This window comes from Pseudomonas sp. NPDC089743 (assembly GCF_044748785.1).
GTDB classification, from domain to species: Bacteria; Pseudomonadota; Gammaproteobacteria; order Pseudomonadales; family Pseudomonadaceae; genus Aquipseudomonas; species Aquipseudomonas putida_X.
In genome coordinates this window covers 1-23,518 of the sequence record NZ_JBIVGS010000014.1, presented here as the reverse complement: position 1 = coordinate 23,518, position 23,518 = coordinate 1, and the positions used below count along the sequence as shown (strand labels likewise).

23 protein-coding genes are annotated in these 23,518 nt (G+C 61.4%); 12 read left to right on the top strand and 11 right to left on the bottom strand.

The genetic code is table 11. The features are described 5' to 3' along the window. Positions 1-5: 5 nt before the first annotated feature. Genes ACIPZC_RS20540 through ACIPZC_RS20530 form a run of 3 tightly spaced genes read right to left on the bottom strand, consistent with a single transcriptional unit; the run spans position 6 to position 2,617 of the window. Entirely contained in the window at positions 6-161 is a 156-nt protein-coding gene (locus ACIPZC_RS20540; RefSeq protein ID WP_241806642.1) for a DUF2474 domain-containing protein, read from the bottom strand. An 8-nt stretch (positions 162-169) separates the two neighbouring features. Next, positions 170-1,177, bottom strand: a complete 1,008-nt coding sequence (gene cydB / locus ACIPZC_RS20535; protein ID WP_241806545.1) for a cytochrome d ubiquinol oxidase subunit II — start codon at positions 1,175-1,177, stop codon at positions 170-172. 3 nt (positions 1,178-1,180) lie between these two features. After that, complete coding sequence (locus ACIPZC_RS20530; RefSeq protein WP_241806544.1) at positions 1,181-2,617, bottom strand: cytochrome ubiquinol oxidase subunit I; 1,437 nt, start codon at positions 2,615-2,617, stop codon at positions 1,181-1,183. A 345-nt stretch (positions 2,618-2,962) separates the two neighbouring features. On the opposite strand from ACIPZC_RS20530, the gene ACIPZC_RS20525 reads away from it, so the two are divergent. The 3 genes from ACIPZC_RS20525 (at position 2,963) to trmA (ending at position 6,715) form a co-directional block, all read left to right on the top strand. Continuing rightward, positions 2,963-4,183 carry an MFS transporter gene (locus ACIPZC_RS20525; RefSeq protein WP_241806543.1) on the top strand — a complete coding sequence of 407 codons (1,221 nt, stop codon included), beginning with the start codon at positions 2,963-2,965 and terminating at the stop codon, positions 4,181-4,183. Between the two features lie 154 nt (positions 4,184-4,337). Then, entirely contained in the window at positions 4,338-5,633 is a 1,296-nt protein-coding gene (locus tag ACIPZC_RS20520) for an NCS2 family permease (protein ID WP_241806542.1), read from the top strand. Then, the gene (trmA, locus tag ACIPZC_RS20515) at positions 5,630-6,715 is read left to right on the top strand and encodes a tRNA (uridine(54)-C5)-methyltransferase TrmA (protein WP_400629184.1); all 1,086 of its coding nucleotides are present in this window, start codon (positions 5,630-5,632) and stop codon (positions 6,713-6,715) included. Before ACIPZC_RS20520 ends, trmA begins: the two co-directional genes overlap by 4 nt. Positions 6,716-6,753: 38 nt before the next feature. Here trmA and pcaG read toward each other — a convergent pair whose 3' ends face one another. Both pcaG and pcaH read right to left on the bottom strand, forming a co-directional pair. Next, the gene (gene pcaG / locus ACIPZC_RS20510) at positions 6,754-7,359 is read right to left on the bottom strand and encodes a protocatechuate 3,4-dioxygenase subunit alpha (RefSeq protein WP_267820935.1); all 606 of its coding nucleotides are present in this window, start codon (positions 7,357-7,359) and stop codon (positions 6,754-6,756) included. A 10-nt stretch (positions 7,360-7,369) separates the two neighbouring features. Beyond that, a complete protein-coding gene (pcaH, locus tag ACIPZC_RS20505) occupies positions 7,370-8,089 on the bottom strand; it encodes a protocatechuate 3,4-dioxygenase subunit beta (RefSeq protein WP_241806539.1) in 720 nt (239 codons plus the stop codon). A gap of 188 nt (positions 8,090-8,277) precedes the next feature. On the opposite strand from pcaH, the gene ACIPZC_RS20500 reads away from it, so the two are divergent. Further along, a complete protein-coding gene (locus ACIPZC_RS20500) occupies positions 8,278-9,162 on the top strand; it encodes a neutral zinc metallopeptidase (protein ID WP_400629181.1) in 885 nt (294 codons plus the stop codon). 187 nt (positions 9,163-9,349) lie between these two features. Continuing rightward, positions 9,350-11,269 carry a methyl-accepting chemotaxis protein gene (locus tag ACIPZC_RS20495; RefSeq protein ID WP_400629179.1) on the top strand — a complete coding sequence of 640 codons (1,920 nt, stop codon included), beginning with the start codon at positions 9,350-9,352 and terminating at the stop codon, positions 11,267-11,269. Positions 11,270-11,374: 105 nt separating this feature from the next. Here ACIPZC_RS20495 and ggt read toward each other — a convergent pair whose 3' ends face one another. The 3 genes from ggt to ACIPZC_RS20480 all read right to left on the bottom strand — a co-directional run bounded on the left by ggt (position 11,375) and on the right by ACIPZC_RS20480 (position 14,874). After that, the gene (gene ggt, locus ACIPZC_RS20490) at positions 11,375-13,042 is read right to left on the bottom strand and encodes a gamma-glutamyltransferase (protein WP_400629177.1); all 1,668 of its coding nucleotides are present in this window, start codon (positions 13,040-13,042) and stop codon (positions 11,375-11,377) included. A gap of 117 nt (positions 13,043-13,159) precedes the next feature. Beyond that, the gene (locus ACIPZC_RS20485; protein WP_400629175.1) at positions 13,160-14,056 is read right to left on the bottom strand and encodes a LysR family transcriptional regulator; all 897 of its coding nucleotides are present in this window, start codon (positions 14,054-14,056) and stop codon (positions 13,160-13,162) included. 227 nt (positions 14,057-14,283) lie between these two features. Continuing rightward, positions 14,284-14,874 carry an NAD(P)H-dependent oxidoreductase gene (locus ACIPZC_RS20480; RefSeq protein WP_241806534.1) on the bottom strand — a complete coding sequence of 197 codons (591 nt, stop codon included), beginning with the start codon at positions 14,872-14,874 and terminating at the stop codon, positions 14,284-14,286. A gap of 158 nt (positions 14,875-15,032) precedes the next feature. On the opposite strand from ACIPZC_RS20480, the gene ACIPZC_RS20475 reads away from it, so the two are divergent. Then, a complete protein-coding gene (locus tag ACIPZC_RS20475; RefSeq protein WP_400629173.1) occupies positions 15,033-15,347 on the top strand; it encodes a putative quinol monooxygenase in 315 nt (104 codons plus the stop codon). On the opposite strand, the gene ACIPZC_RS20470 is transcribed toward ACIPZC_RS20475, so the two are convergent. Then, a complete protein-coding gene (locus ACIPZC_RS20470; protein ID WP_400629171.1) occupies positions 15,337-16,101 on the bottom strand; it encodes a sulfite exporter TauE/SafE family protein in 765 nt (254 codons plus the stop codon). The genes ACIPZC_RS20475 and ACIPZC_RS20470 overlap by 11 nt on opposite strands. A 78-nt stretch (positions 16,102-16,179) precedes the next feature. Here ACIPZC_RS20470 and ACIPZC_RS20465 point away from each other — a divergent pair, with 78 nt between their 5' ends. The 5 genes from ACIPZC_RS20465 to ACIPZC_RS20445 all read left to right on the top strand — a co-directional run bounded on the left by ACIPZC_RS20465 (position 16,180) and on the right by ACIPZC_RS20445 (position 19,625). Further along, positions 16,180-17,064 carry a LysR family transcriptional regulator gene (locus ACIPZC_RS20465; RefSeq protein ID WP_400629169.1) on the top strand — a complete coding sequence of 295 codons (885 nt, stop codon included), beginning with the start codon at positions 16,180-16,182 and terminating at the stop codon, positions 17,062-17,064. A 124-nt stretch (positions 17,065-17,188) separates the two neighbouring features. Further along, positions 17,189-17,533: a cupin domain-containing protein gene (locus ACIPZC_RS20460; protein ID WP_241806530.1), complete on the top strand. Its 345-nt coding sequence runs from the start codon at positions 17,189-17,191 to the stop codon at positions 17,531-17,533. Between the two features lie 226 nt (positions 17,534-17,759). Beyond that, positions 17,760-18,248, top strand: a complete 489-nt coding sequence (locus ACIPZC_RS20455) for an Hcp family type VI secretion system effector (RefSeq protein WP_400629167.1) — start codon at positions 17,760-17,762, stop codon at positions 18,246-18,248. Between the two features lie 10 nt (positions 18,249-18,258). After that, entirely contained in the window at positions 18,259-19,236 is a 978-nt protein-coding gene (locus ACIPZC_RS20450) for a hypothetical protein (RefSeq protein ID WP_400629305.1), read from the top strand. A 32-nt stretch (positions 19,237-19,268) separates the two neighbouring features. Continuing rightward, complete coding sequence (locus ACIPZC_RS20445) at positions 19,269-19,625, top strand: hypothetical protein (protein ID WP_267820917.1); 357 nt, start codon at positions 19,269-19,271, stop codon at positions 19,623-19,625. A gap of 92 nt (positions 19,626-19,717) precedes the next feature. Here ACIPZC_RS20445 and mmsB read toward each other — a convergent pair whose 3' ends face one another. Together mmsB and ACIPZC_RS20435 are read right to left on the bottom strand one after the other, a co-directional pair. Next, on the bottom strand, positions 19,718-20,605 hold the full coding sequence (gene mmsB / locus ACIPZC_RS20440) for a 3-hydroxyisobutyrate dehydrogenase (RefSeq protein WP_267820915.1): 888 nt from the start codon (positions 20,603-20,605) through the stop codon (positions 19,718-19,720). 10 nt (positions 20,606-20,615) lie between these two features. Beyond that, positions 20,616-22,142, bottom strand: coding sequence for a CoA-acylating methylmalonate-semialdehyde dehydrogenase (locus ACIPZC_RS20435; RefSeq protein WP_400629164.1), 1,527 nt, complete (start codon positions 22,140-22,142; stop codon positions 20,616-20,618). 132 nt (positions 22,143-22,274) lie between these two features. On the opposite strand from ACIPZC_RS20435, the gene ACIPZC_RS20430 reads away from it, so the two are divergent. Then, positions 22,275-23,225 carry a LysR family transcriptional regulator gene (locus tag ACIPZC_RS20430; protein WP_267820911.1) on the top strand — a complete coding sequence of 317 codons (951 nt, stop codon included), beginning with the start codon at positions 22,275-22,277 and terminating at the stop codon, positions 23,223-23,225. Positions 23,226-23,518 lie beyond the last annotated feature (293 nt).

The window sequence follows — 23,518 nt, the reverse complement described above, 5'->3', positions numbered from 1 at the left end:
GATCATCAATGGGTGGTCAACCCCGCCGCGCTCATGAACAGCCGCATCACATAGGCCGCCACACCCAGGGCGGCCACGCTCGCGGCCCAGATCAGCACCAGCCAGCCCAGGCGTTGCCACAGGGGTTTCTTCTCTTCAAGGCCATGCTTGCCAGCCATGATGGGCCCTCCTAGTGATAGCCGTCTTCGTGGGTGACCTTGCCACGGAACACGTAGTAGCTCCAGAAGGTGTACCCCAGGATGAATGGCAGGATGAACAACGTGCCGACCAGCATGAAGCCCTGGCTCTGCGGCGGCGCGGCTGCCTCCCAGATCGAGATCGACGGTGGAATGATGTTCGGCCACAGGCTGATACCCAGGCCGCTGTAGCCCAAGAAGATCAGCACCAGGGTCAGCAGGAACGGGGTGTAGTTGGCACTGCGTGCCACCGCCTTGAACAACCCGTAGAAGGTTACCAGCACCAGCAGCGGTACCGGCATGAACCAGATCAGGTTGGGCATGCTGAACCAGCGATCGGCGATCTGTGGGTAAGCGATCGGCGTCCACAGGCTGACGATGCCGATCACCACCAGCAACACCAGGGCCAGCGGCCGGCCGAGCTTGTGCATCTGCGCTTGCAGCGGCCCCTCGGTCTTCATGATCAGCCAGGTGCAGCCAAGCAAGGTGTAGGCAACGATCAGGCCCAGGCCACTGAACAGGCTGAACGGGGTCAGCCAGTCGAGCGTGCCACCGGCGTAGTGCCGATCCACGACCTTGAAGCCCTCGATGAACGCCCCAAGCGCCACCCCCTGGAAGAAGGTCGCCACCAGTGAACCGCCGATGAACGCTTTGTCCCAGATGTGGCGCTTGTGGTCCTTGGCCTTGAAGCGGAACTCAAACGCCACTCCGCGGAAAATCAGGCCGATCAGCATGAGGATCAGCGGCAGATAAAGCGCTTCGAGCACCACCGAATAAGCCATCGGAAAGGCCCCGAACAGCCCGGCGCCGCCCAGGATCAACCAGGTTTCGTTACCGTCCCACACGGGGGCGACGGTGTTCATCATCACGTCACGGTCCCGCTCAGCCTCGACGAAGGGGAAGAGCATGCCGATCCCTAAGTCGAAACCGTCCATCACCACGTACATCATGACGCCGAAAATGATGATCACGGCCCAGATCAGCGGAAGATCGATACCCATGGCTCAGTTCTCCTTGCTCAGGCTGGGGGCAGTGGCCTTGTGGCCTTCATCGGCAGCGGACAGCGGCCGTGCCGGCGTGCGTTTCTGGCCTGGGCCACCTGGGGTGTGCTCATCGCCCTCGCCGGTTTTCGGCCCTTTGCGCACCAGGCGCATCATGTAGCCCAGGCCCGTGCCGAACAGCGCGAAGTACACCACCACGAATGCGATCAGGGTAAAGCCCAGCTGGGCGTAGCTATGGTTGGACACGCCCTCCGACGTCCGCATCAGCCCGTACACCACCCACGGCTGGCGGCCGATCTCGGTCGTGAACCAGCCGGCAAGAATGGCGATCAGCCCCGATGGCCCCATCCACAGCGTCAGGTACAGGAATGGGCGCGACGTGTAGAGCGTGCCGCGCTTGCGCAGCCAGAGGCTCCACAGGCCAACGAAGATCATCAGGAAACCAAGCCCCACCATGACCCGGAACGACCAGAAGACAATGGTCGAGTTGGGACGGTCCTCGCGCGGGAACTCCTTCATCGCAGGCACTTGTTTATCCAGGCTGTGGGTAAGGATCAGGCTACCGAGCGCCGGGATTTCGACCTTGAAGCGGGTGGTTTCGGCTTCCATGTCCGGGATACCGAACAGGATCAGCGGGGTTGGCTCGCCAGGGACGTTTTCCCAGTGGCCTTCGATTGCGGCAATTTTCACCGGCTGATGCTTGAGGGTGTTGAGCCCGTGGAAATCACCGATCACAGCTTGAATGGGGGCAACGATCAGCGCCATCCACATGGCCATCGACAGCATCTTGCGCACCGCCGGGTTATCCCGCCCGCGCAGCAGGTGCCAGGCTGCCGAGGCGCCAACGAAGAAGGCAGTGGCAACGAACGCGGCGGTGGCCATGTGCATCAGGCGGTAGGGGAACGAGGGGTTGAAAATGATCGCCAGCCAGTCCACCGGCACGACCCGGCCATCGATGATCTCGTGGCCTTGCGGGGTCTGCATCCAGCTGTTGGACGCCAGGATCCAGAAAGTCGATACCAGCGTCCCCAACGCCACCATCACCGTTGAGAAAAAGTGCAGGCCCCGGCCCACACGGTTCCAGCCAAACAGCATGACGCCGAGGAAGCCTGCCTCCAGGAAGAAGGCCGTCAGCACCTCATAGGTGAGCAGTGGGCCAGTGACAGCGCCGGCGAAATCTGAAAAACGGCTCCAGTTGGTACCGAACTGATAGGCCATGACCAGGCCCGAAACCACGCCCATGCCGAAGTTCACGGCGAAGATCTTCGACCAGAAATGGTAAAGGTCACGGTAGACCTGCTCGTTGGTCCTCAGCCAAAGGCCTTCGAGAACCGCCAGGTAACTGGCCAGGCCAATGGTGATGGCCGGAAACAGGATGTGGAACGACACGGTAAAGGCAAACTGAATTCGGGCGAGCTCAAGGGCTTCTATTCCGAACATGATGCTTCCTCTTCAGGTAATCCGGCTTCGGGCTCGTGGCCCGTTGCCCACAGCCCCCGCGTTAGTGTCGAGTGCGGCACGTTGGAATTGTTCTGTTCGATCGCAGGGATTTCGACCCATAGGCCAATTCGTTGCTTCTGGAACGATTGATCCAGATCAACGATTGCTACCAAGCATAGTCCTGAATGGCCCGGCAGGCGGTGCGGTTGTTTGCCGCGTGACCAGTTGCCTCATGGGCTTCCAAAGCCGGTGCAAGCGTGCCGACACAGGCAAACAGTAACCGTTTGTTACAAACAGATGATAATCTGCCGCCCCCGTCTACTGCGCCGAGGCCACAGGTTTCCGATGTCCGATTCCGCACCGCAGTTGTTGCGCCATCACCGCCCTTTCATTGCCTTCTGGCTGGCCCGTGTGTTCACCGCCAGCGGTTTCCAGATGCTCACCGTGGCCATTGGCTGGCACCTCTACCAGCTGACTGGCAATGTGCTCGACCTGGGCCTGGTCGGGCTCGTCGAATTCGCCCCGCGGGTGCTGTTCATGCTGCACACCGGGCATGTCGCTGACCGCTTTGACCGGCGCAAGGTCGCGGCCCTGTGCCAGACCCTGCAGGGCCTGATCGCCCTGATGCTGGCGTTGGGAAGCGCCACCGACAACGTCAGCCGCGAACTGATCTTCGCCCTCGCCTTCCTGCTCGGCGCTACCCGCTCGTTCGAAATGCCCGCCACCCAGGCGCTGCTGCCCAATGTGGTGCCGCCCGGGCTGTTTCCTCGGGCGGTCGCGGCCTCAGCCTCGGCCACCCAGGCGGCGACCATCGTCGCCCCGGCCGTGGGCGGGTTTCTTTATGCCTTCGGCAGCATTTGGGTGTACGGCCCTACCGTGGTCCTGTATGCCATTGCATGCCTGCTGATGCTGAGCCTGAACTCGCGCCAGCAGGTGCCGCAGCGAGGGCGCGCCAGCCTGGAGTCGTTGCTGGCCGGGATCCGTTTCATCCGTAGCCGGCCAGACATTCTCGGGGCGATTTCCCTTGACCTGTTCGCCGTGCTGCTGGGAGGCGCCACCGCGCTGCTGCCAGTGTTCGCCAAGGACATCCTGCTCACAGGGCCGTGGGGCCTGGGCTTGTTGCGGTCGGCGCCCGCGGTGGGCGCGCTGCTGATGTCGTTCTGGCTGGCGCGCTTCCCGGTAGAGCGCAAGGTCGGCCGCACCATGTTCACCGCAGTCGGGGTGTTCGGCGTGGCCACCATCGCTTTTGGCCTGTCGACCTCGTTCTGGTTCTCGCTGGCGGTACTGGTGGTGCTGGGTGCGGCAGACATGATCAGCATGGTGATACGCGGTGCGTTCGTGCAACTGGAAACACCGGACGAGATGCGTGGCCGGGTAAGCGCGGTCAACGGCCTGTTCATCGGCGCCTCCAACCAGCTCGGCGAGTTCGAATCGGGGGTCACGGCGCACTGGTTCGGCACGGTGCCGGCGGTGGTGCTGGGGGGCGTGGGCACCTTGGTGGTGACCGGCGTGTGGATAAAGCTGTTCCCGACACTGGCTACGCGGGATCGATTGCACAATGGTTGACGGGGGCCTGAACGGCCATAGGCCCCTGCCAGCCATGCTGGTATGATGCGCGGCTTTTTTCCTCCCCACGCAAAACCACGGCAGCCGCTACGGCCTGTGCTTTGCTGATGGGGTCGATACATTCACGGCGCCGGGGGCGCCTCGGGGAGCGGGCATGCTGGAAAGGCTGTTTCAACTAAAAGCACACAACACCAACGTGCGCACCGAGATTCTTGCGGGCGTCACCACCTTCCTGGCGATGGCCTACATCCTGTTCGTCAACCCGAGCATTCTCGGCGAAACCGGCATGGACAAGGGCGCGATCTTCGTCGCCACCTGCCTGGCTGCGGCCATCGGCTCGGCGACCATGGGCCTGATTGCCAACTACCCGATCGCCTTGGCGCCAGGCATGGGCTTGAACGCGTTCTTCACCTACACCGTGGTCCTGCACATGGGCCACACCTGGCAGGTGGCGTTGGGCGCGGTGTTCCTCTCGGCGGTGATGTTCTTCCTGCTGTCGATCTTCCGCATACGCGAGTGGATCGTGAACAGCATCCCGCTGCCGCTGCGCTCGGCCATTGCCGCGGGTATCGGCCTGTTCCTGGCGCTGATCGCCCTGCATAACGCCGGCATCGTCGTCGATAACCCGGCCACTCTGGTGGGCATGGGTGACCTCAAGCAGCCGTCGGTCATTCTTGCCACGCTCGGTTTCTTCCTGATTGTGGGCCTTGAATCGCTCAAGGTGCGCGGTGCCGTGCTGATCGGCATCCTCGCAGTGACGGTCGCGGCGATCGCGATGGGCGTCACACCATTCGGCGGCATCGTGTCGATGCCACCGTCGCTGGCACCGACCTTCCTGCAGCTGGATATCGCCGGGGCCCTGGACGTGGGCCTGGTCAGCGTCATCTTCGCGTTCCTGTTCGTCGACCTGTTCGACAACTCGGGCACCCTGATCGCCGTGGCCAAACGCGCCGGCCTGATGGGCAAGGACGGCCACATGCCGAAGATGGGCCGTGCCCTGATCGCCGACAGCACCGCGGCCATGGCCGGTTCGCTGCTGGGCACCTCGACGACCACCAGCTACATCGAGTCGGCGGCAGGCGTGAGCGCCGGTGGCCGCACCGGCCTGACCGCCATCGTGGTGGCCGTGCTGTTCCTGCTGGCGCTGTTCTTCGCCCCGCTGGCCGGTAGCGTACCGGCCTTCGCCACCGCACCGGCATTGCTGTTCGTCGCCGTGCTGATGGCTTCGGGCCTGGCGGAAATAAACTGGGACGACGTGACCGAGGCCGCACCGGTAGTGGTCACCGCCCTGGCCATGCCGCTGACCTACTCGATCGCCAACGGCATCGCCTTCGGTTTCATCTGCTGGACTGCAGTCAAACTGATCTCCGGCCGCCGCCACGAGCTGAACCCGGCACTGGTGATCCTTTCCATCCTGTTCGTCATCAAGCTGGGCTGGTTCAACGCATGAGTGCTGTCTTCGACCCAAGCGCCTACGACGCGCAACTGCAGGCCAAGGTTACCCGCCTGCGCGAGCTGCTGGCCCCCTTCGGTGCGCCGCAGCCCGCTGTGTTCGACTCGCCGCGCGAGCATTATCGCTTGCGTGCCGAGTTCCGCCTGTGGCGCGAGGACGGCCAGCGCCACTATGCGATGTTCGCCCCGGGCGAGAAGCACAAGGCCATCCTGATCGACGATTTCCCCATTGCCAGCGAGCGCATCAATGCACTGATGCCACGCCTCAAGGCGGCCTGGCAGGCCAGTGAAGAACTGAGCAATCGCCTGTTCCAGGTGGAGTTCCTCACCACCCTTGCCGGCGATGCGATGATCACCCTGTGCTACCACCGCCCGCTGGACGAGGCCTGGGAAGTGGTAGCGCGGCAGCTGGCCGAAGAACTGGGCGTAAGCCTGATCGGCCGCTCCAAAGGCAAGCGGCTGGTCATCGGCCGTGATTACGCCGTGGAACAACTCGACGTGGCTGGCCGCGTGTTCAGCTATCGCCAGCCCGAAGGCGCCTTCACCCAGCCCAACGGCGCGGTGAACCAGAAGATGCTGAGCTGGGCTTACGACGCCCTCGGCGAGCGCGATGACGACCTGCTGGAGCTGTACTGCGGCAACGGCAACTTCACCCTGCCGCTGGCTACCCGGGTACGCCAGGTGCTGGCCACCGAGATCAGCAAGACCTCGGTCAATGCCGCCCTGAGCAACCTGGAAGAGAACGCTGTGGATAACGTGCGCCTGGTGCGCCTGTCGGCAGAAGAGCTGACTCAAGCGCTGAATGAGGTTCGCCCGTTCCGCCGGCTGGAAGGGATCGACCTGAAGCGTTATGCCTTCGGTACGGTGTTCGTCGACCCACCACGTGCGGGTATGGACCCGGATACGTGCGAGCTGACGCGGCGCTTCGAACGGATTCTGTACATCTCGTGCAACCCGGAAACGCTGGCGGCCAACATCGAGCAGTTGCAGGACACGCATCGCATTGAACGCTGTGCGCTGTTTGACCAGTTCCCATACACCCACCACATGGAAAGTGGGGTATTGCTGGTTCGACGCTGATTAGCAGAAATTGGGGCCGCTTTGCGGCCCCAGTTGTATCAGAAGTCGAAGAAGACCGTCTCCCCTTCCCCCTGAACACGGATATCGAAGCGATATGCCGTCTTGCCGTCCACCTCGCAACGCTTGGCAATCAAGGTTTCACGGCGCTGCGGCTGCTCGATCAGGTTGAGCACCGGGCACTTGGCGTTCGCCTCGGCCTCATCCTCGAAGTACAGCCGCGTGTGCAAGTGGATGTTGATGCCGCGGGCAAACAGGCTGATGTTGATGTGCGGGGCCATCGGCACACCGGCAGCGTTGTTCACCACACCTGGTTTGACGGTCTGGACGGTCCACTCACCGGCATCGAAAGTGGTGGCAGTGCGACCGAAGCTGTTGAAGGCGTTTTCCAGGTTGTAGTCATCCTGGTACTGGCCATTGGCATCGGCTTGCCAGAGTTCAAGGAATGAATCGCGGATCAAGTGGCCGTTGCCGTCGTACACATGGCCGATCAACAGGATGTGTTCACCCGGCGCCTCTGGCTTGGCCAGGCGATTCCAGATTTCCTGGTCACGGGTGGGGTTACCGGCCGCTTCCAGGGCCAGGCCGATGTGTACGTAGGGGCCGGCGGTCTGCGAGGGGGTTTCCGGCAGCAGTTCGATTGGCATGGCGGGGTCCTCAGCAGTTTTCGAAGTGGGTCTTGCGCTGGCCGCGCAGCACGATGTCGAAGCGGTACGCCAGGCAATCCATGGGGTTGGCGTTACTCATGTCGAGCTTGGCGATCAGTTGCTGCACCGCTTCAGGGTTGGCGATCGACTTGACGATCGGGCACATCGGGATCAGCGGGTCGCCCTCGAAGTACAGCTGGGTGATCAGCTTGGTGGCGATCGACGGGCCGCTGATACCGAAGTGGATGTGCGCCGGGCGCCAGTCGTTCGGGCCGTTGCGCCATGGGTAGGGGCCGGGCTTGATGGTGCGGAAGCTGTAGTAGCCATCACTGTCGGTCAGGCAGCGGCCGACGCCGCCGAAATTCGGGTCCAGCGGGGCCAGGTAGCGATCGTTCTTGTGGCGATAACGGCCACCGGCGTTGGCTTGCCACATTTCTACCAAGGTATTGGGCACTGGCTTGCCGTATTGGTCGACGACGCGGCCGGCAACGATGATGCGCTCACCAATCGGCAGGCCACCGTTGTTGAAGTTGAGCAGCAGGTCATGGTCGTGGGCGCCGAAGCCCAGGTGGGTGAAATCCGGGCCGGTGGTTTCGCTGATCGACTGCGGAATGCTGACCAATGCCTGGCGCGGCGAGCGGGCAACAGAAGTCTTGTAGTCGGGCGTCAGGGCCTTGGGGTGCCAGTTGCGATCACGGATCACGAAGCGGCTGTTGTCCTGGGCGGGCATGCCGTTTTCCTCTCTTGGAGTTATCAAAACACCTGTGGTTCGCAGGCGGACTTGCAGTTTCGGATAGGTCGAAGCAGATGAATATTGAATTCCGCCGAACGTTACTTAACCAAATGGTTATGCATTAGTACCTTTGCCTGGCGTGAACTAACCTATGTCTTCATGTTTCACGCTCTGGAGTGCACTTCATGGAATGGCGAAAAGGCCGTCGTAGCGACAACGTGGTCGATGCCCGTGGCCAAGGTGGCGGCGGTGCTGGCATGCGCTTTGGCGGTGGCAAGGGCCTCGGCCTCGGGGCCATCCTTCTGATCGTCGGCATCGGCTGGCTCACTGGCCAGGACCCGCTGCAGATCCTCGGCCAGCTCACCGGGCAAATGGAACAGCAGCAGGCTCCAAGCAGCGTGGGCAACAAGGCCCCAGCGGCCAACGACGAGCAGGCCCAGTTCGTCGCGTCGATCCTGGGCGACACCGAAGACACCTGGAAGGCGTTGTTCTCCCAGGCTGGCAAGCAGTATCGCGAGCCCAAGCTGGTACTGTTCAGCGGCCAGGTCAATTCCGCCTGCGGCTTCGCTTCAGCGGCGATGGGGCCGTTCTACTGCCCTGCTGACCAAAGGGTGTACCTGGACATGTCGTTCTTCCGTGAAATGGAAACCCGCTTCGCCGCTGCCGGCGACTTCGCTCAGGCCTACGTGATCGCCCACGAGATCGGCCACCACGTGCAGACGTTGCTTGGCGTGTCGGCCAAGGTCGATGCGGCGCGCCGCGCAGGCCAGCGCCTGGAGGGTGAAAATGGCTTGCTGGTGCGCCAGGAGTTGCAGGCCGACTGCCTGGCCGGGGTATGGGCATACCAGGCGCAGCAACGGCTGAACTGGCTTGAGCCGGGGGATGTCGAGGAAGCGCTGAATGCAGCCAACGCCATCGGTGATGACCGGCTGCAGCAAAAAGGCCAAGGGCGTGTGGTCCCTGACTCCTTTACCCATGGGACCTCGGCGCAGCGGGTGCGGTGGTTCAAGGCCGGGTTTGCCCAAGGCGAAGTGAACAGCTGCGACACGTTCAGTGCGCCCAACCTTTGACGTTTCGAGCCCCCCCTGCGCATGGCACGCCAGCTGCCGTGCGCGGTGTCGCAATTGAGTCGAAAAAGCGTTTCAGCTTCCCCGCCATTTGCCGATAACTCCTGCACGATTCAGCGGGCATCCAGAACAACAACGCCTAGCGATCGACAATTGATCAAGTGAGCGAAATCATTTCTGGAGAGCGTGCATGAACAGCTGGTTTGCCAACATCAGCGTCAACCTCAAACTCGGCCTGGGCTTCGGCCTGGTGCTGGTCCTCACCGGCCTGCTGGCCCTCACCGGCTGGACCAGCCTGGGCAGCCTCATCGACCGCAGCAACTGGATGGGCGACATCGGCAAGCTCAACAAAGACCTGACCGACCTGCGCGTCGCGCGCCTGCAGTACATGATCGCCAATGGCGACGATGCTGCAGCAGCGAACACCCAGGCCAAGCTGGATGCCTTCAGCAAACAGCAGCAATACCTGGTCAGTACTTTCAAGAGCCCGGAAAACGTCAAGCTGCTCAAAGAGCTGGGCCAGACCATCAGCGAGTACGAAGTGTCGCTGAACAAGATGCGTGCAGGCTACAAAGGCTCGCTGGCTGCACGTGACGCGATGAACGTATCGGCAGCCAAGGCCGACGAGGCCATGGCGTTGCTGGGCGAGGAGGTCATGGGCCGCCCCGAGGCCGATAGCGTGCGCCTGGCTCAATACCAACTGATCAGCAAGGCGCGCCAGCAACTGCTGCAAGTGCGGGTGGATGTGCGCGGTTACATTGCCGACAACTCTGCGGCCAACGAACAAGCCGCCCTGCGCCAGCTGGAGGCGGCCCTTGCCGAGATCGACACCCTGAAGCGTCAGCTGCCCGCCGAAGCCACGCGGGTGCAGCAGTTGGAGCAATCGATACAGACCTACCGTGAGGCCGTGCGCCAGTTCCGCGCTGCAGTCGCCGAAATCACCACCGCCCGTGCCGAGATGACCGTGCAAGGCGGCGACATCGTCAAGCGCAGCGATGCGCTGTACAAGATCCAGATCGACCGCCGCGACGCCGAGAGCGCCCAGGCACGCAGCCTGCAGACCATCGCCACGTTGCTGGCCTTGCTGGTCGGTGTGCTGGCAGCGGTGCTGATCACCCGCCAGATCACCCGCCCGCTGCACGACACATTGCAAGCGGTGGAGCGCATCGCCGGTGGCGACCTCACCCACGACCTGCGGGTTACCCGCCGCGACGAGATCGGCGTGCTGCAACAGGGCATCGCCCGCATGGGCACCACCCTGCGCGAGCTCATCACCGGCATCCGCGACGGTGTCACGCAGATCGCTAGCGCCGCTGAGGAGCTGTCGGCGGTCACCGAGCAGACCAGCGCTGGCGCAAACAGCCAGAAGGTCGAAACCGATCAGGTCGCTACCGCCATGCACGAAATGGCCGCGACCGTTCAGGAAGTCGCGCGCAATGCCGAACAGGCTTCCCACGCAGCCACCGGTGCCGACGACGAAGCACGCGCAGGTGATCGCGTGGTTGGCGAAGCGATCAACCAGATCGAACGCCTGGCCGAGGAAGTGCACCGCTCTACCGAAGCCATGAACCTGCTGCAGCAGGAAAGCCAGAAGATCGGCAGCGTCATGGATGTGATCAAGTCGGTAGCCGAACAGACCAACCTGCTGGCGCTCAACGCTGCCATCGAAGCGGCCCGTGCCGGTGAGGCAGGGCGTGGTTTCGCCGTGGTCGCCGACGAAGTGCGTGGTTTGGCCCAGCGCACGCAGAAATCCACCGAAGAGATCGAAGAATTGGTGGCAGGCCTGCAACATGGTACCCAGCAAGTGGCCAACGCCATGCAAGGCAGCCGCACCCTGACCGACAGCAGTGTCGAACTGGCGCGCAAGGCCGGCACTTCGCTGGAAAACATCACCAGCACGGTGTCGAGCATCCAGTCGATGAACCAGCAGATTGCCGCGGCAGCCGAGCAGCAGAGCGCGGTGGCTGAGGAGATCAGCCGCAGCATTCTGAATGTGCGCGATGTGTCGGAGCAGACCGCAGCAGCCAGTGATGAGACGGCGGCGTCCAGTGTCGAACTGGCACGCCTGGGTGGGCACCTGCAGACGCTGGTCAGCCAGTTCCGGGTCTGACCTTAGCCTGTTGGGGCACGCTTGGCGGCCCCTTGCCGCCAAGCCGGCTCCCTCGATAGCGATGGGAGCCGGTTTGCCCGCGATGCTGGCAGAGCTGGCAGCCGCTTATTTAACGACCATCCCCACCCCGCGCCCACGCGGATCCGAAGCCGTCTCAAGCTTCGCCCCGTTGACGCGGATCGCCTGGATATCCCCCATCTCCCAGCCCTGATCCTCGAGCACATACCCCATCTTCTTCAGCTCATCGGCCACCGGGCCGGTAAGCGGTGCATAGCTGTCGAAGTAGATGGTGTCCTTGGGCAGTAACTGGTGGTGCACCCGCTGCGCCGCGACGGCCTTGTCCAGGGGCATGCCGTAGTCGTACAGGTTGTTCATCACCTGGAAGATCGAAGTGAAGATCCGCGAGCCGCCCGGTGTACCGATCACCAGTTCGACCTTGCCATCGCGGGTCATCAGGCTGGGGCTCATGGACGACAGCATGCGCTTGCCCGGCTCGATGGCGTTGGCATCACCGCCCACCACACCGAAGGCATTGGCTGCGCCTGGTTTGGCGCTGAAGTCGTCCATTTCGTCGTTGAGCAGGAAGCCCGCGCCCTTGACCACCACACCACTGCCGTAGTCGAGGTTGAGGGTATAGGTATTGCTGACCGCGTTGCCCTGTTTGTCGACGATCGAGAAGTGCGTGGTCTGGTGCGGCTCAAGGCCCGGTTTGACATCCTCGGTGGCGGAGATGGCCTTGACGTTGACCTGCGCGGCGCGCTTGGCCAAATAATCCTTGGCGATCAGCTGGTCGACCGGCACCTTGGTGAAGGCCGGGTCGCCCAGGTAGTCGGCGCGGTCGGCAAACACACGCTTCTCGATCTCAGCCAGCAGGTGAATGTAGTGCGCCGAATTGTGCGCAACGCCTTTGAAGTCGGCCGCACGGTCTTCCTTGATGCCCAGCAACTGGGCCAGGGCGACGCCGCCGGAGCTTGGCGGTGGCGCGGTGTAAACCACGTTGCCGCGCCAGCTCAGGGCCATGGGCTCACGCCAGACGGCCTTGTAGTTCTTGAGGTCTTCTTTGGTGATCAGGCCTTTGTCGGCCTGCATCTGCGCCACCAGCAGATCAGCGGTCTTGCCTTGGTAGAACTCGCTCACGCCTTTGTCGGCAATACGTTCGAGGGTCTGGGCCATTTCTGGCTGTTTGAACAGCTCGCCGACCTTCATGGTGCCGAAATAGTCGTTGAAGTTGGTCGCGGTCTTGAACAGGCCCTGGGCGTCGTTGCGGTACTGATACTGCTTTTCGGCAATCTTGAAGCCGTTTTTCGCATAGCCGATGGCGGGGGTCAGCAGCTCGCTCCAGGGCAGCTTGCCGAATTTCTTGTGCGCTTCCCACAGGCCCATCACCGTGCCAGGCACGCCGGCTGCGCGTGCGCCGACCAAGCTGAGGTTCTCGATGACCTCGCCTTTTTCGTCCAGGTACATGTTGCGGGTCGCGGCCTTGGGCGCCACTTCTCGGTAGTCGAGGAAGTACGGCTTGCCATCGACGAACAGGGTCATGAAACCACCGCCACCGATGTTGCCGGCCTCTGGGTAGGTCACCGCCAGGGTGAAGGCGGTGGCTACCGCCGCATCCACCGCGTTGCCGCCCTTTTTCAGGATGTCGGCGGCCACCTGTGCGCCATATTGATCAGGGGCGGCCACCGCGCCACCCTCCAGGGTTACCGCATAGGCCGATGAACAGCTCAAGATCGCCGCGCCGAGGGCCATGGACTGGAACAGGACAATACGCATGACACTTCCTTGGTGTTGTTTTTGTTGATCACCCAGTAAGGCCGAAGCCTGTCGACTGTGCAATCACCTGTAGGAAGTTTCGCCGCCCATGGACAGGATTTGTCGCGTTCAGGCAACTCAGCAGGCGTACATCGCCAGTTTGCGCTGGATGAAGTCGAGGAAGCACTGGATGCGCAGGGCCAGTTGCGTGTTGCGGTAATAAACAGCGTGGATAGGCTGGCGGTAGCCGTTGTTGGCAGCGCTCAGAATGACCTGCAGTCGGCCGGCGCGGATGTCCTCGTGGGTCATGAAGTGCGAGAGGCTGACGATACCCTCCCCGGCCAGCGCCAACTGGCGCAGGGTCTCGCCGCTGGAGGCGAGCAGCGCCGGGCGAATCGCCCAACGGTCGCCTTGGGCATGGCGCAGCGGCCACTGGTTGAGTGACTCGGGCTGGCTGAAACCGAGCAGGCAGTGATGGTTCAGGTCTTCGACATGCTGCGGGGTACCGTGCCGCTCCAGGTAAGCCGGACTTGCAAGGATTTGCACCGGGCTGCAGCCCAGCGAACGGGCGTGCAGGCTGGAGTCGGCCAACTCACCGATGCGGATCGCGACGTCGGTACTCTGCTCCAACAGGTCGATGATCAGGTCATCGGTGTTCAGTTCCAACTCGATATCGGGGTACTGGCTGCGAAATTCGCCGATCCAGGGCAGGATCGCATGCAGCATGAACGGCGCTGCGGCATTGATGCGCAAGCGCCCGGAAGGCGTCTGGCGGTTCATCGACAGGCGCTCTTCCATGTCGTCCATTTGCTGGAGCACCAGCCGAGAACGGTCGAGGAAAAAGCGCCCCTCTTCGGTCAGGTCCATGCGCCGGGTGGTGCGATTGACCAGCGTAGTGCCCAGCTTTGCCTCCAGGCGCGCCAAGGTGCGGCTGACCGCCGAAGGCGTCTGGCCCAGTTGCTCGGCGGCAGCGGAAATCGAACCGCAGTCGATGACGGCGACGAATACCTGGAGTTCTTCGGATCGGGTTTTCACAGGATTGACCACACAATGGATAGGCCGTGATTGATAGCGGGTGATCGGCGCCTGTGCAAGGGGCCGCTTCGCGCCCAGTCGCCGGCAAGCCGGCTCCCACCCCGACCGCGCTGTGCTTCAGGCCTGGGCTTTACCTGTGCAAGCAACTGTCTTGCTCAATTTCTAAAAGTTGCCGCAATCCAGGTGGGAGCCGGCTTGCCGGCGACTGGGCGCGAAGCGGCCCTATCTCACTGAGCGACGCCGAACACGGCATTCAGATGCGCCTCGTAAGCTGCCAACGCAGCCGGCACATCCGGGCGCTTCATCACATCGACTGCCAGGTAGGTTGGCAGGCCGGTCATACCGAGGAACTGATTGGCCTTGTGGAACGGAAAATACACCGCATCCACCCCTTTGCCCTCAAAGAAATCGCTCGGGTCGTCGAAGGCCTGCTGCGGTGCGTTCCAGGTCAGCGACAGCATGTACTGCTTGCCCTGCACCAGGCCACCGCTACCGTACTTCTGCGAAGCATCCGAGCGGGTCCGGCCATCGTTGGCGTAGAGGCTGCCGTGGCCTGCAGTGAAGACTTCGTCGATGTATTTCTTGACGGTCCAGGGTGCGCCCATCCACCAGCCCGGCATCTGGTAGATCACCACATCGGCCCAGAGGAATTTCTCGACCTCGGCCTGCACGTCGTAGCCGGCGTCGATGAAGGTTTGCTGCACGTCAAAACCGGCTCGGTCGAGATGAGCGAGGGCGGCCTCGTGCAGCGTCTGGTTGAGGCGACCCTCAGAGTGGGCGAACTGTTTACCGCCATTGAGCAGGAGAATCTTTTTCATGCTGACCTCGCGTCAAGAATCAATGGCCGGCAGATTAGCGAGCATGGGGCATGGGATACAGGGTGAGCGGGGCAAAATACAATTGACCATAAGTCACGAATCCAAAGCTCATTATTGCCTTAGAATCGCTTCATCCCATCATCAAAGAGTTGTGATCAATGAGCGAGCAGTACGCCTTCATTCTCAAGGCAAAGACCCGTCCGGAAATGGCCGAAGCATTCGAAACCCTGTTCCGCGCCTACGTTGAACCGAGCCGCAGTGAGCCTGGCTGCATCGAATACCACATGCTGCGCGACCAGGAAGACCCAAGCCTGTTCGTATTCTTCGAGGTATGGGCCAACAAAGCGGCGCTGGATGTGCATTCGGCGTTGCCGCACATGGTCGAGTTCTTCGAAAAACGTATGGACTACCTTGAGCGTGACTTCGATATCCAGCTGATAGAAATGCTCAGCGCGTCCTCAGCTAGCCGTTGATCAGCAGGTGGCCGCCCAGCGCGGCCAGGCCGATGAAGAAGCACCGTTTGAACAGCACGGCGCTGATACGCTGGCGCAGCCACTGGCCAGCCAGCATGCCCAGGAGTGCGGGTGCCAGCATCAGCAATGAAGCGCCCATTGCCTGGCCACCCAAGGCGTCTTGGCCAGCCAGGCCCAGAGCCAGCGCCAGGGTCGAGACGGTGAACGACAGGCCCAAGGCCTGGATCATTTCGTCGCGGCTCAGGCCAAGGCTCTGCAGGTAAGGCACTGCGGGTATCACGAACACCCCCGTGGCGGCGCTCACGATGCCGGTCAGCATCCCGCACAACGGCCCAAGCCACCCTTCTCTGCCTGCCGCCAGCCGCAGGCCAGGCCCGATCAGGCCATACAAGGCGTACACCAGCAGCGCCGCGCCCAACGCATGCGCTGCCCATGGGCCACTGTCGATCCCCAGCCAGGCACTACCAAGCAGCGTCCCCATAAAGATCATCGCGAGCATCGGCCCGAGACGCCGCAGCAACGCCGACAGGTGGCCTCCCGCCGCCAGCTGCCAAAGGTTGGTGATAGTCGATGGCACGATCAGCAACGCGGCAGCCTGCGCCGGAGGCATAGCCAGGCCTAAAAGCCCCATCGCGATGGTCGGCAGGCCCAGGCCGATCACCCCTTTCACCGCGCCAGCCAGCAGGAACGTCATGATTACCAGCAGGGACAGAGCCGGCCCGATATGTTGATAGAAAGCGATCAGGTCATTCATGACCACCATCATGGCGTGCAACGGGGCTGCTGAAAATCTGCCATATACTCAGCCTGACTCTCGCCAGGACAGAGGCTGATGCATTTCGACCTGATTGATCTCACGCTATTTCGGCACACCCTGGAGTGCGGCAACATCACCGCCGGGGCCCGCCGCAGCCACCTGTCGCTGCCGGCTGCCAGTGCACGAATCCGTGCCATGGAAGCCTCGCTCGGCACTGCGTTGCTGGAACGCAACCGCCGCGGTGTACAGCCGACCCCAGCGGGCCAGGCGCTGCTTCAGCATGCTCGGCTGATCGGCCAGCAGGTCGAACGCCTGCAGTTCGACCTGGGCCAGTACGCTCAGGGGCAGCAGGGCCAGGTGCGCCTGCTGTGCAACACGGCGGCGCTGACCGAATACCTGCCGGAGCAGTTGGCCGGGTATCTGGCCGATAACCCTGGCGTGAGCGTCGACGTGCAGGAAATGCCGAGCCTGAGGATCGTGCAGTCGATCAGCCAAGGCATGGCCGATGTGGGCATCATCTCCACCGCTGCGCCCAGCACGCACCTGCAAACCCTGCCGTTTCGCGACGACCCGCTGGTGCTGATCAGTCCGCTTGCTCACCCGCTCAGCTCGGACCCTGCCCCAAGCTTCATCGACAGCCTTGCCCACGGGCATGTCGGGCTCGGTACGAACAGCGCCCTGGCGTTGTATCTGGAGGAGCAGGCCCTGCGCGAAGGGCGGCGCATGCACGTACGGGTGCGCGCCGAAGGCTTTGACGGGGTGATCCGCATGGTTGCAGGTGGCGCCGGGGTTGGCGTGGTGCCATTGGCGGCAGTGAAGCGCTGGGAAGGCGTGTTGCCGCTGCACTGGGTGGCGCTGCGTGAGGACTGGGCGAATCGCCGATTGCTGCTGTGCGCACGGGATTTTGCGGGGTTGCCAGGCTATGCGGCCGGGTTGGTCGAGCGGCTGGCCAAGCCCTGAGCGCGCTTACCCACGCGCATGCACATAGCGCAGTCAGGCACCTGAACGTCGAGCCCAGGCAACTGCGGCTCGGCCAATGGCCCTATGGTGTCGAGTCATTCAGCCAGTCACCAGGAGTTGTGCCATGTCCGATTTCATCACCGTCCTGCGCGAAACTTGCCCGACACCGGTCGTGGACGCTACTAAGTGGAAGCGCATCGGCGGCGATCCGCACACCGTCAACCTCAATGCTTACCTGTCGGCCGACGGCAGCAAGATCATGGGCACCTGGATCTGCACGCCGGGCAAGTTCGAGGTCAACTACGAGAAGTGGGAGTTCTGCCACTTTCTTGAGGGTTACTGCATCGTCACCCCGGAAGGTGAAGCGCCCAAACACCTGAAGGCCGGTGATGTGTTCGTGATCGAACCGGGCATGAAAGGGACCTGGGAAGTGGTCGAGACGGTACGTAAGTATTTCGTTTTCGCCTGATCTGTTACTCCGGCCCTGTGGACAACTCGCCCCCCCCACAGGGCCACAGTTACACCCTCTGACATATACGCTCAGCCTACCTTCCATCTTTGTAGTCCTTTTCTGAAACGCATCGTTGCCTCCCATAATGTATTGCGCTCGTTTTTTTGCCGGCCTAGGCTCCATTCATGGCCCATATCGACGGGCGACATTACCCAGTAAAAATAATTGCCAGGGAGCGGTAACGATGGCTTTTGATGCATACATTCAGATCGACACCATTCCAGGTGAAGCCCTGGACGAACAATACAAAAAATGGATTGAAGTAATCGGTTACGACTTTGGCGTCAGTCAAAGCACATCCGCCACTGCGAGCTCCGCTGGGGGCGCTACATCTGGGCGCACCACCGTGACCAACTTCACCTTTAGGAAATATCTTGACAGTGCCAGTTGCAAACTGATGGAGGCCAGTTGTACCGGGCAACACCTCAAGGAAGTGAAGCTGGCGCTCTGTCGCGCCGGAGGCGACAAACTAAAATATTACGAAATCATTCTTGAAGAAGTGATTATCGCCGAATATTCGCAGTGCGTTGACGCGGGTGTACCGCTGGAAGTGGTGCAGCTCGATTACGGTCGCATCAAGACCACATACACTCAGCAGCGGCGCCTTGATGGCGCCGGCGCCGGCAATGTCGCTGGAGGTTGGGACCGTATCGGTAACAAAAAGTACGCGTGAGGGCAGCACCGTGTCAGAAGCCCGAGCGTTTCTCAATTTCAAATTGCAAAACTATCACCGGCTCAAAACGGACCTTGGATTAACCGGTCATTCGCTGGAAAAGTTCGATGTGCTCAACGCTCATATTGCCGATACAGTGGTCCGTAGCGGTGAACTGGTGATCATCGGCGATCCCACGACCGCTTCCTGTACCAGCCAGGAAGCCTGGTTGATGAAGCAGGCCGCCGTTGTGCACATAGGACTGATGCGCAACGGCCAGGGTGTGGATAATTTTTTCCTAGATAACTTCGAGACCTTGAAGAGCCTCATCGCGCATGCATCCGTGGGCGCTGGCGTTGTCAGTGAAGGGTGGAGCAAGCACCTCAAAGCCATCGAGGCCACCTTGATGGATATTGAGAAGCTGCATCAGCAGTATCTCGGGTCAGGGACGATAACAGCTCGCGATCAGTTCTATGCGAAGCGTTCAGCCTTGTTCATGAAGTTGGATCAGCAGATGAACAAGCTGGCTGCTTACGGTTCAGGTTTAAGGAACAAAAGCTCGATCAAGAGGATGTTGGGAATATCCACAAAGAGTTACTTACATACGGGAGAGATTGCAGGATATGCCAACAAAGTCTCAGGCGTAGCGAAGGCTGCTAAGCTGATCAAGAAAGGAACGTATGTAGGGATTTCGTTAGACGTCGCTGCTACGGGCCTAGAGATACATAAAGCCTGTACGCTTGGACGCGAGGAGGAATGCAAAAAGGCGCATTACGTCGAGATTAGCTCCTTAGCCTTGGGTCTAGGGGGTACGGCTGCCGGGGCAGCCGGTGGTAAACTTCTTGTTGGTGCAGCTTGCAGCTTGGTCTTTGGCGTAGCATCAGGTGGAACAGGAGCATTCGCTTGCGGGATATTCGGTGGTACAGCGGGGGGAATGGTAGGGGGCAAACTGGGGACTGAAATAGGAGCCAAAGCGGGAGAATTGCTGTATGAGGCTGTAACAAAATGACACTCACCCACCTAATCTTTCTAGTGTGCTCCATGACTGTCACGGCCTCAATTTTCATGAGCCTTGCAATAATGACATATATAGCACATCGCAAAATCGATTACATTGAAGGCTTTTTGTTAAATTGCAAAGCAGTACACGGCGAAAAGAAAATATGGCTACATGCCGGCCTGTTTGGAAAGCTCCTTCGTCTTTCCAATGTCTCATTCATCCTGCTCATACCCAAAATTTACGCGCGTAAAAATCTCGTGGATATCAAGGAAGTAAATAGTCTACCCTCAAAAATCAAAAAACCGCTCATCATCTTGGGTGCTGCGAATTTAATATTAACCATTGCATTTTTTGGATTAGGAATTTTCATGCATTACTTACCCCCCTTGCCTCAATAATGGTTAAAAAATCGCGTTACGGGCAACCTGCCCTCTGGTGCGCAGTTACAGAGGGAAGGCCGGCCGGCCCGCGATGAAGTCCACCTCGCTCGTCAATCCTTCTTGCGGTAGCCCTCGACGATCGCCGAGAAATCTTTGCCACCCTCGCCGCGCAGGCTCATGGCCTGATACAGCTGCTGGGCCACAGCTCCGAGAATGACGGGTTGGTGCACCTGGCGCGCGGCTTCGGTCGCCAGCCCCAGGTCCTTGAGCATCAGCTCGGCACCAAAGCCACCGGTATAGCCGCGGGATGCCGGGGCGGTTTCGATGATGCCCGGCCAGGGGTTGTAGGTGTCGGAGCTCCAGCAACGCCCGGTCGAGCTGTTGATGATGCCGGCCAGTACCTTGGTGTCGATCCCCAGCGCATTGCCCAGCGCCATGGCCTCGGCCACGCCGATCATCGAGATGCCCAGCAGCAGGTTGTTGCAGACCTTGGCAATCTGCCCGGTGCCGACCTCACCGCAGTGCACGATGTTGCGGCCCATCTGTTCCAGTACCGGCTTGAGCGTGGCAAAAAGCGCTGCGCTGGCACCGACCATGAACGTCAAGGTGCCTGCCGCCGCGCCGCCAGTGCCGCCGGAAACCGGCGCATCGCCCATGTCCACACCTTTGGCCGCAGCGGCCTTGCACACCTCACGCGCCGTCTGCGGGTCGATGGTGCTGCAGTCCACGGTCGGTGTGCCCGGGCGCACGCCCGCCAGCACGCCGTCTTCGTTCAGGTAGACACTGCGCACATGGGCTGCAGCCGGCAGCATGGTGATCACCAGCTCGCTGTTGGCTGCCGCTTCCTTGGGCGAAGCGCTGACCTGCCCGCCCAGTTCGGCGAGCTCGGCCAGTACGGTCTTGTTCAGGTCGAACAGGTTCAACTGGTGCCCGGCCTTGATCAGGTTGCGGGCCATGGGGGCGCCCATGTTGCCGAGGCCGATGAATGCGATACGCATGGCGATCTCCTTAGCGCAGGCTGATGGTGGTGTTCACACCGTCATTGACGCTGTCGTCATCGAACCAGCGGGCGGTGACGGTCTTGGTCTGCGTGTAGAACTGCACCACCTGCTTGCCGTACGGGCCGAGGTCGCCGAGCTTGGAGCCACGCGACCCGGTGAAGCTGAAGAACGGCACGGGTACCGGGATCGGGATATTGATACCGACCTGGCCGATGTCGATTTCGCTCTGGAACTTGCGCGCCGCCGCGCCGCTCTGGGTGAACAGGCCTGTGCCGTTGCCGAACGGGTTGGCGTTGACCAGGGCGATGGCTTCGTCGAGGGTGTCGACTGCCAGGGTCACCAGAACCGGGCCGAAGATTTCCTGGGTGTAGACCTGCATATCGGTTGTCACACCGGAGAACAGGGTCGGGCCGACGAAATTGCCTTGCTCGTAACCCGGGACCGTCACATCGCGGCCATCGAGTTCCAGCTTGGCGCCTTCCTTGATACCGCTTTCGATCAGGCCCAGCACACGCTCCTTGGCACGCTTGGAAACCACCGGGCCGACATCGGTGCCCGGCTCGCTGCCGGCGTTGACCCTGAGCTTGCTGGCCGCCTCCTTGATATCCGGCAGCCATTCACGCGCCTTGCCCACCAGCACCGCCACCGAGGTGGCCATGCAGCGCTGGCCCGCGGCGCCGAAGGCGGCACCGACCAGGGCGTTGATGGTCTGGGTACGGTTGGCATCGGGCAGGACCACGGCGTGGTTCTTGGCCCCCATCATCGACTGCACGCGTTTGCCGTGCTGGCTGCCCAGGTTGTACACATGGGTGCCGACTTCGGTGGACCCGACGAAGGAGATCGCCTTGATATCCTTGTGCGTGCATATCGCATCCACGACCTGCTTGCCGCCGTGGACCACGTTCAGCACACCGGCCGGCACCCCGGCTTCCAGCGCCAGCTCGACCAGCATCATGGTCGACAGCGGGTCCTGCTCGGACGGTTTGAGCACGAAGGTGTTACCGCAGACGATGGCCATGGGGAACATCCACAGGGGGATCATCGCCGGGAAGTTGAACGGGGTGATGCCGGCGCACACGCCGATGGGTTGGCGCAGCGTGTAGGTGTCGACGCCGCCGGCGACGTTTTCGGCGAACTCGCCCATCTGCAAGGTGCCGATGGAGGCGGCGTGCTCGACCACTTCCAGGCCTCGGAAAATATCACCTTCGGCATCGGCAATGGTTTTGCCCTGCTCGGCGCTGAGGGTCAGGGCAATGCGCTTGCTGTGTTCGCGGATCAACGCCTGCAGCTTGAGCATGATGCGCATGCGTGCGCCGATCGGGGTGTCGCGCCAGGTCTTGAAGGCGCGCTCGGCAGCCGCCACGGCGGCATTCACTTCTTCGACGGTGGCGAACGGCACCCGCGCCAGCACCTGCTGGGTGGCCGGGTTGACGATGTCGCGCCATTCGGTGGTCTTGGACTCGACCCACTGGCCGTCGATCAGCAGCTTGACCTGCTCGACCTTGGTCTGGTCGGGGGATTGGGGTGCGTTCATCTGCGTTCTCCTTGGAATTATTGTCAGGACGAGATCGCCAGCGCCGTGCAAACGCGAGGTGGCGTCATGGGGCTTTTTTCGAGTATAGATGTGCAAACATCCAACAAGAACGCACAAAAAAACCGGATCAACATGCAAAAAGACCTGACCTCCCTCAGTTCGCTGAACTGGGACGATTTGAAGTTCTTCCTCGAAGTGGCACGTACCCGCAAGGCCAGCAGCGCGGCCAAACGCCTGAGCGTCGACTACACCACGGTGTCGCGGCGCATCACTTCGCTGGAAGGTGCGTTGGGTACACTTCTTTTCGAGAAATCCCGGACCAATGGCTTTGTCCTGACTGCCGAGGGGCAGCGCTTGCTCGGTTATGCGGAGTCGATCGAAAGCACGCTGCACATGGCCTGCGAACAGGTGTCCGGTTCAGGCGTGGCGTTGTCGGGCCATGTGCGCATGGGCTGTACGGAAGGCTTCGGCAGCTTTTTCGTCACCCCGCAGTTGAGCCATTTCGTCGATGCCTACCCGGCGATATCGGTGGATATTCTGCCGCTGCCGCATTTCATCAGCCTGTCCAAGCGCGAGGCGGACATCGTCATCGCCTTGGAGCGGCCCGAGCATGGGCCGTATGTGTGCTGCAAGCTGTGCGACTACCGGCTGCGGCTGTATGCGACCCAGGATTATCTGGACAACCATGCGCCGATCGACCAGGTCAGCGACCTGGTTGGCCATCCGTTCATCAGCTATGTGGATGACCTGGCGTTCAGCTCCGAGCTGCTGTACCTGGCCAATCTGATTCCCAACGCCAGCGCGCACCTGCGCAGTACCAGTGTGATCGCACAGTACACGGCGGCGTTGCAGGGGCGAGGGTTGGCGATCTTGCCGTGTTTTCTGGCGGCGCAGGATGCGCGCCTGGTCACGGTGTTACCTGAGCAGATCGAGGTGACGCGGCAGTTCTGGATGTATTGCCGGGAGGATTTGCGCAAGCTCAAGCGCATTACCCTGTTGTGGGATTACATTCGTGGGGTGACGGAGGCGAATGCACCATTGTTGATGGGGCAAACGCGTGAGATGCGTTTCGCTCAGCAGTAAAGGGGCTGCTCTGCAGCCCATCGCCGGCAAGCCGGCTCCCACCACGACCGCGCAGTTCTTCCGGCCTGCGCTTTACCTGTGGAAGCAACTGTCTTGCCCAATTGCTAGAAGCCACCGCAACCGCGCAGTTCTTCAGGCCTGAGCTTTACCTGTGGAGGCAACTGTCTTGCCCAATTGCTCAAAGCCAGCGCAAATCCATGGACTGCCCCCAAGAAGTTGGACACCAATCCAACCCTTGGGGGATCTATGGGTAAGTACACCGAGCAATTCAAGCTCACAGCGATTACAGCTTA

Excerpts from the sequence above, each read along its gene's own strand:
- cydB (WP_241806545.1), bottom strand. The coding sequence starts at position 1,177 with ATGGGTATCGATCTTCCGCTGATCTGGGCCGTGATCATCATTTTCGGC.
- ACIPZC_RS20530 (WP_241806544.1), bottom strand. The coding sequence starts at position 2,617 with ATGTTCGGAATAGAAGCCCTTGAGCTCGCCCGAATTCAGTTTGCCTTT.
- ACIPZC_RS20525 (WP_241806543.1), top strand. The coding sequence starts at position 2,963 with ATGTCCGATTCCGCACCGCAGTTGTTGCGCCATCACCGCCCTTTCATT.
- ACIPZC_RS20520 (WP_241806542.1), top strand. The coding sequence starts at position 4,338 with ATGCTGGAAAGGCTGTTTCAACTAAAAGCACACAACACCAACGTGCGC.
- trmA (WP_400629184.1), top strand. The coding sequence starts at position 5,630 with ATGAGTGCTGTCTTCGACCCAAGCGCCTACGACGCGCAACTGCAGGCC.
- pcaG (WP_267820935.1), bottom strand. The coding sequence starts at position 7,359 with ATGCCAATCGAACTGCTGCCGGAAACCCCCTCGCAGACCGCCGGCCCC.
- pcaH (WP_241806539.1), bottom strand. The coding sequence starts at position 8,089 with ATGCCCGCCCAGGACAACAGCCGCTTCGTGATCCGTGATCGCAACTGG.
- ACIPZC_RS20500 (WP_400629181.1), top strand. The coding sequence starts at position 8,278 with ATGGAATGGCGAAAAGGCCGTCGTAGCGACAACGTGGTCGATGCCCGT.
- ACIPZC_RS20495 (WP_400629179.1), top strand. The coding sequence starts at position 9,350 with ATGAACAGCTGGTTTGCCAACATCAGCGTCAACCTCAAACTCGGCCTG.
- ggt (WP_400629177.1), bottom strand. The coding sequence starts at position 13,042 with ATGCGTATTGTCCTGTTCCAGTCCATGGCCCTCGGCGCGGCGATCTTG.
- ACIPZC_RS20480 (WP_241806534.1), bottom strand. The coding sequence starts at position 14,874 with ATGAAAAAGATTCTCCTGCTCAATGGCGGTAAACAGTTCGCCCACTCT.
- ACIPZC_RS20475 (WP_400629173.1), top strand. The coding sequence starts at position 15,033 with ATGAGCGAGCAGTACGCCTTCATTCTCAAGGCAAAGACCCGTCCGGAA.
- ACIPZC_RS20470 (WP_400629171.1), bottom strand. The coding sequence starts at position 16,101 with ATGAATGACCTGATCGCTTTCTATCAACATATCGGGCCGGCTCTGTCC.
- ACIPZC_RS20465 (WP_400629169.1), top strand. The coding sequence starts at position 16,180 with ATGCATTTCGACCTGATTGATCTCACGCTATTTCGGCACACCCTGGAG.
- ACIPZC_RS20460 (WP_241806530.1), top strand. The coding sequence starts at position 17,189 with ATGTCCGATTTCATCACCGTCCTGCGCGAAACTTGCCCGACACCGGTC.
- ACIPZC_RS20455 (WP_400629167.1), top strand. The coding sequence starts at position 17,760 with ATGGCTTTTGATGCATACATTCAGATCGACACCATTCCAGGTGAAGCC.
- ACIPZC_RS20445 (WP_267820917.1), top strand. The coding sequence starts at position 19,269 with ATGACTGTCACGGCCTCAATTTTCATGAGCCTTGCAATAATGACATAT.
- mmsB (WP_267820915.1), bottom strand. The coding sequence starts at position 20,605 with ATGCGTATCGCATTCATCGGCCTCGGCAACATGGGCGCCCCCATGGCC.
- ACIPZC_RS20435 (WP_400629164.1), bottom strand. The coding sequence starts at position 22,142 with ATGAACGCACCCCAATCCCCCGACCAGACCAAGGTCGAGCAGGTCAAG.
- ACIPZC_RS20430 (WP_267820911.1), top strand. The coding sequence starts at position 22,275 with ATGCAAAAAGACCTGACCTCCCTCAGTTCGCTGAACTGGGACGATTTG.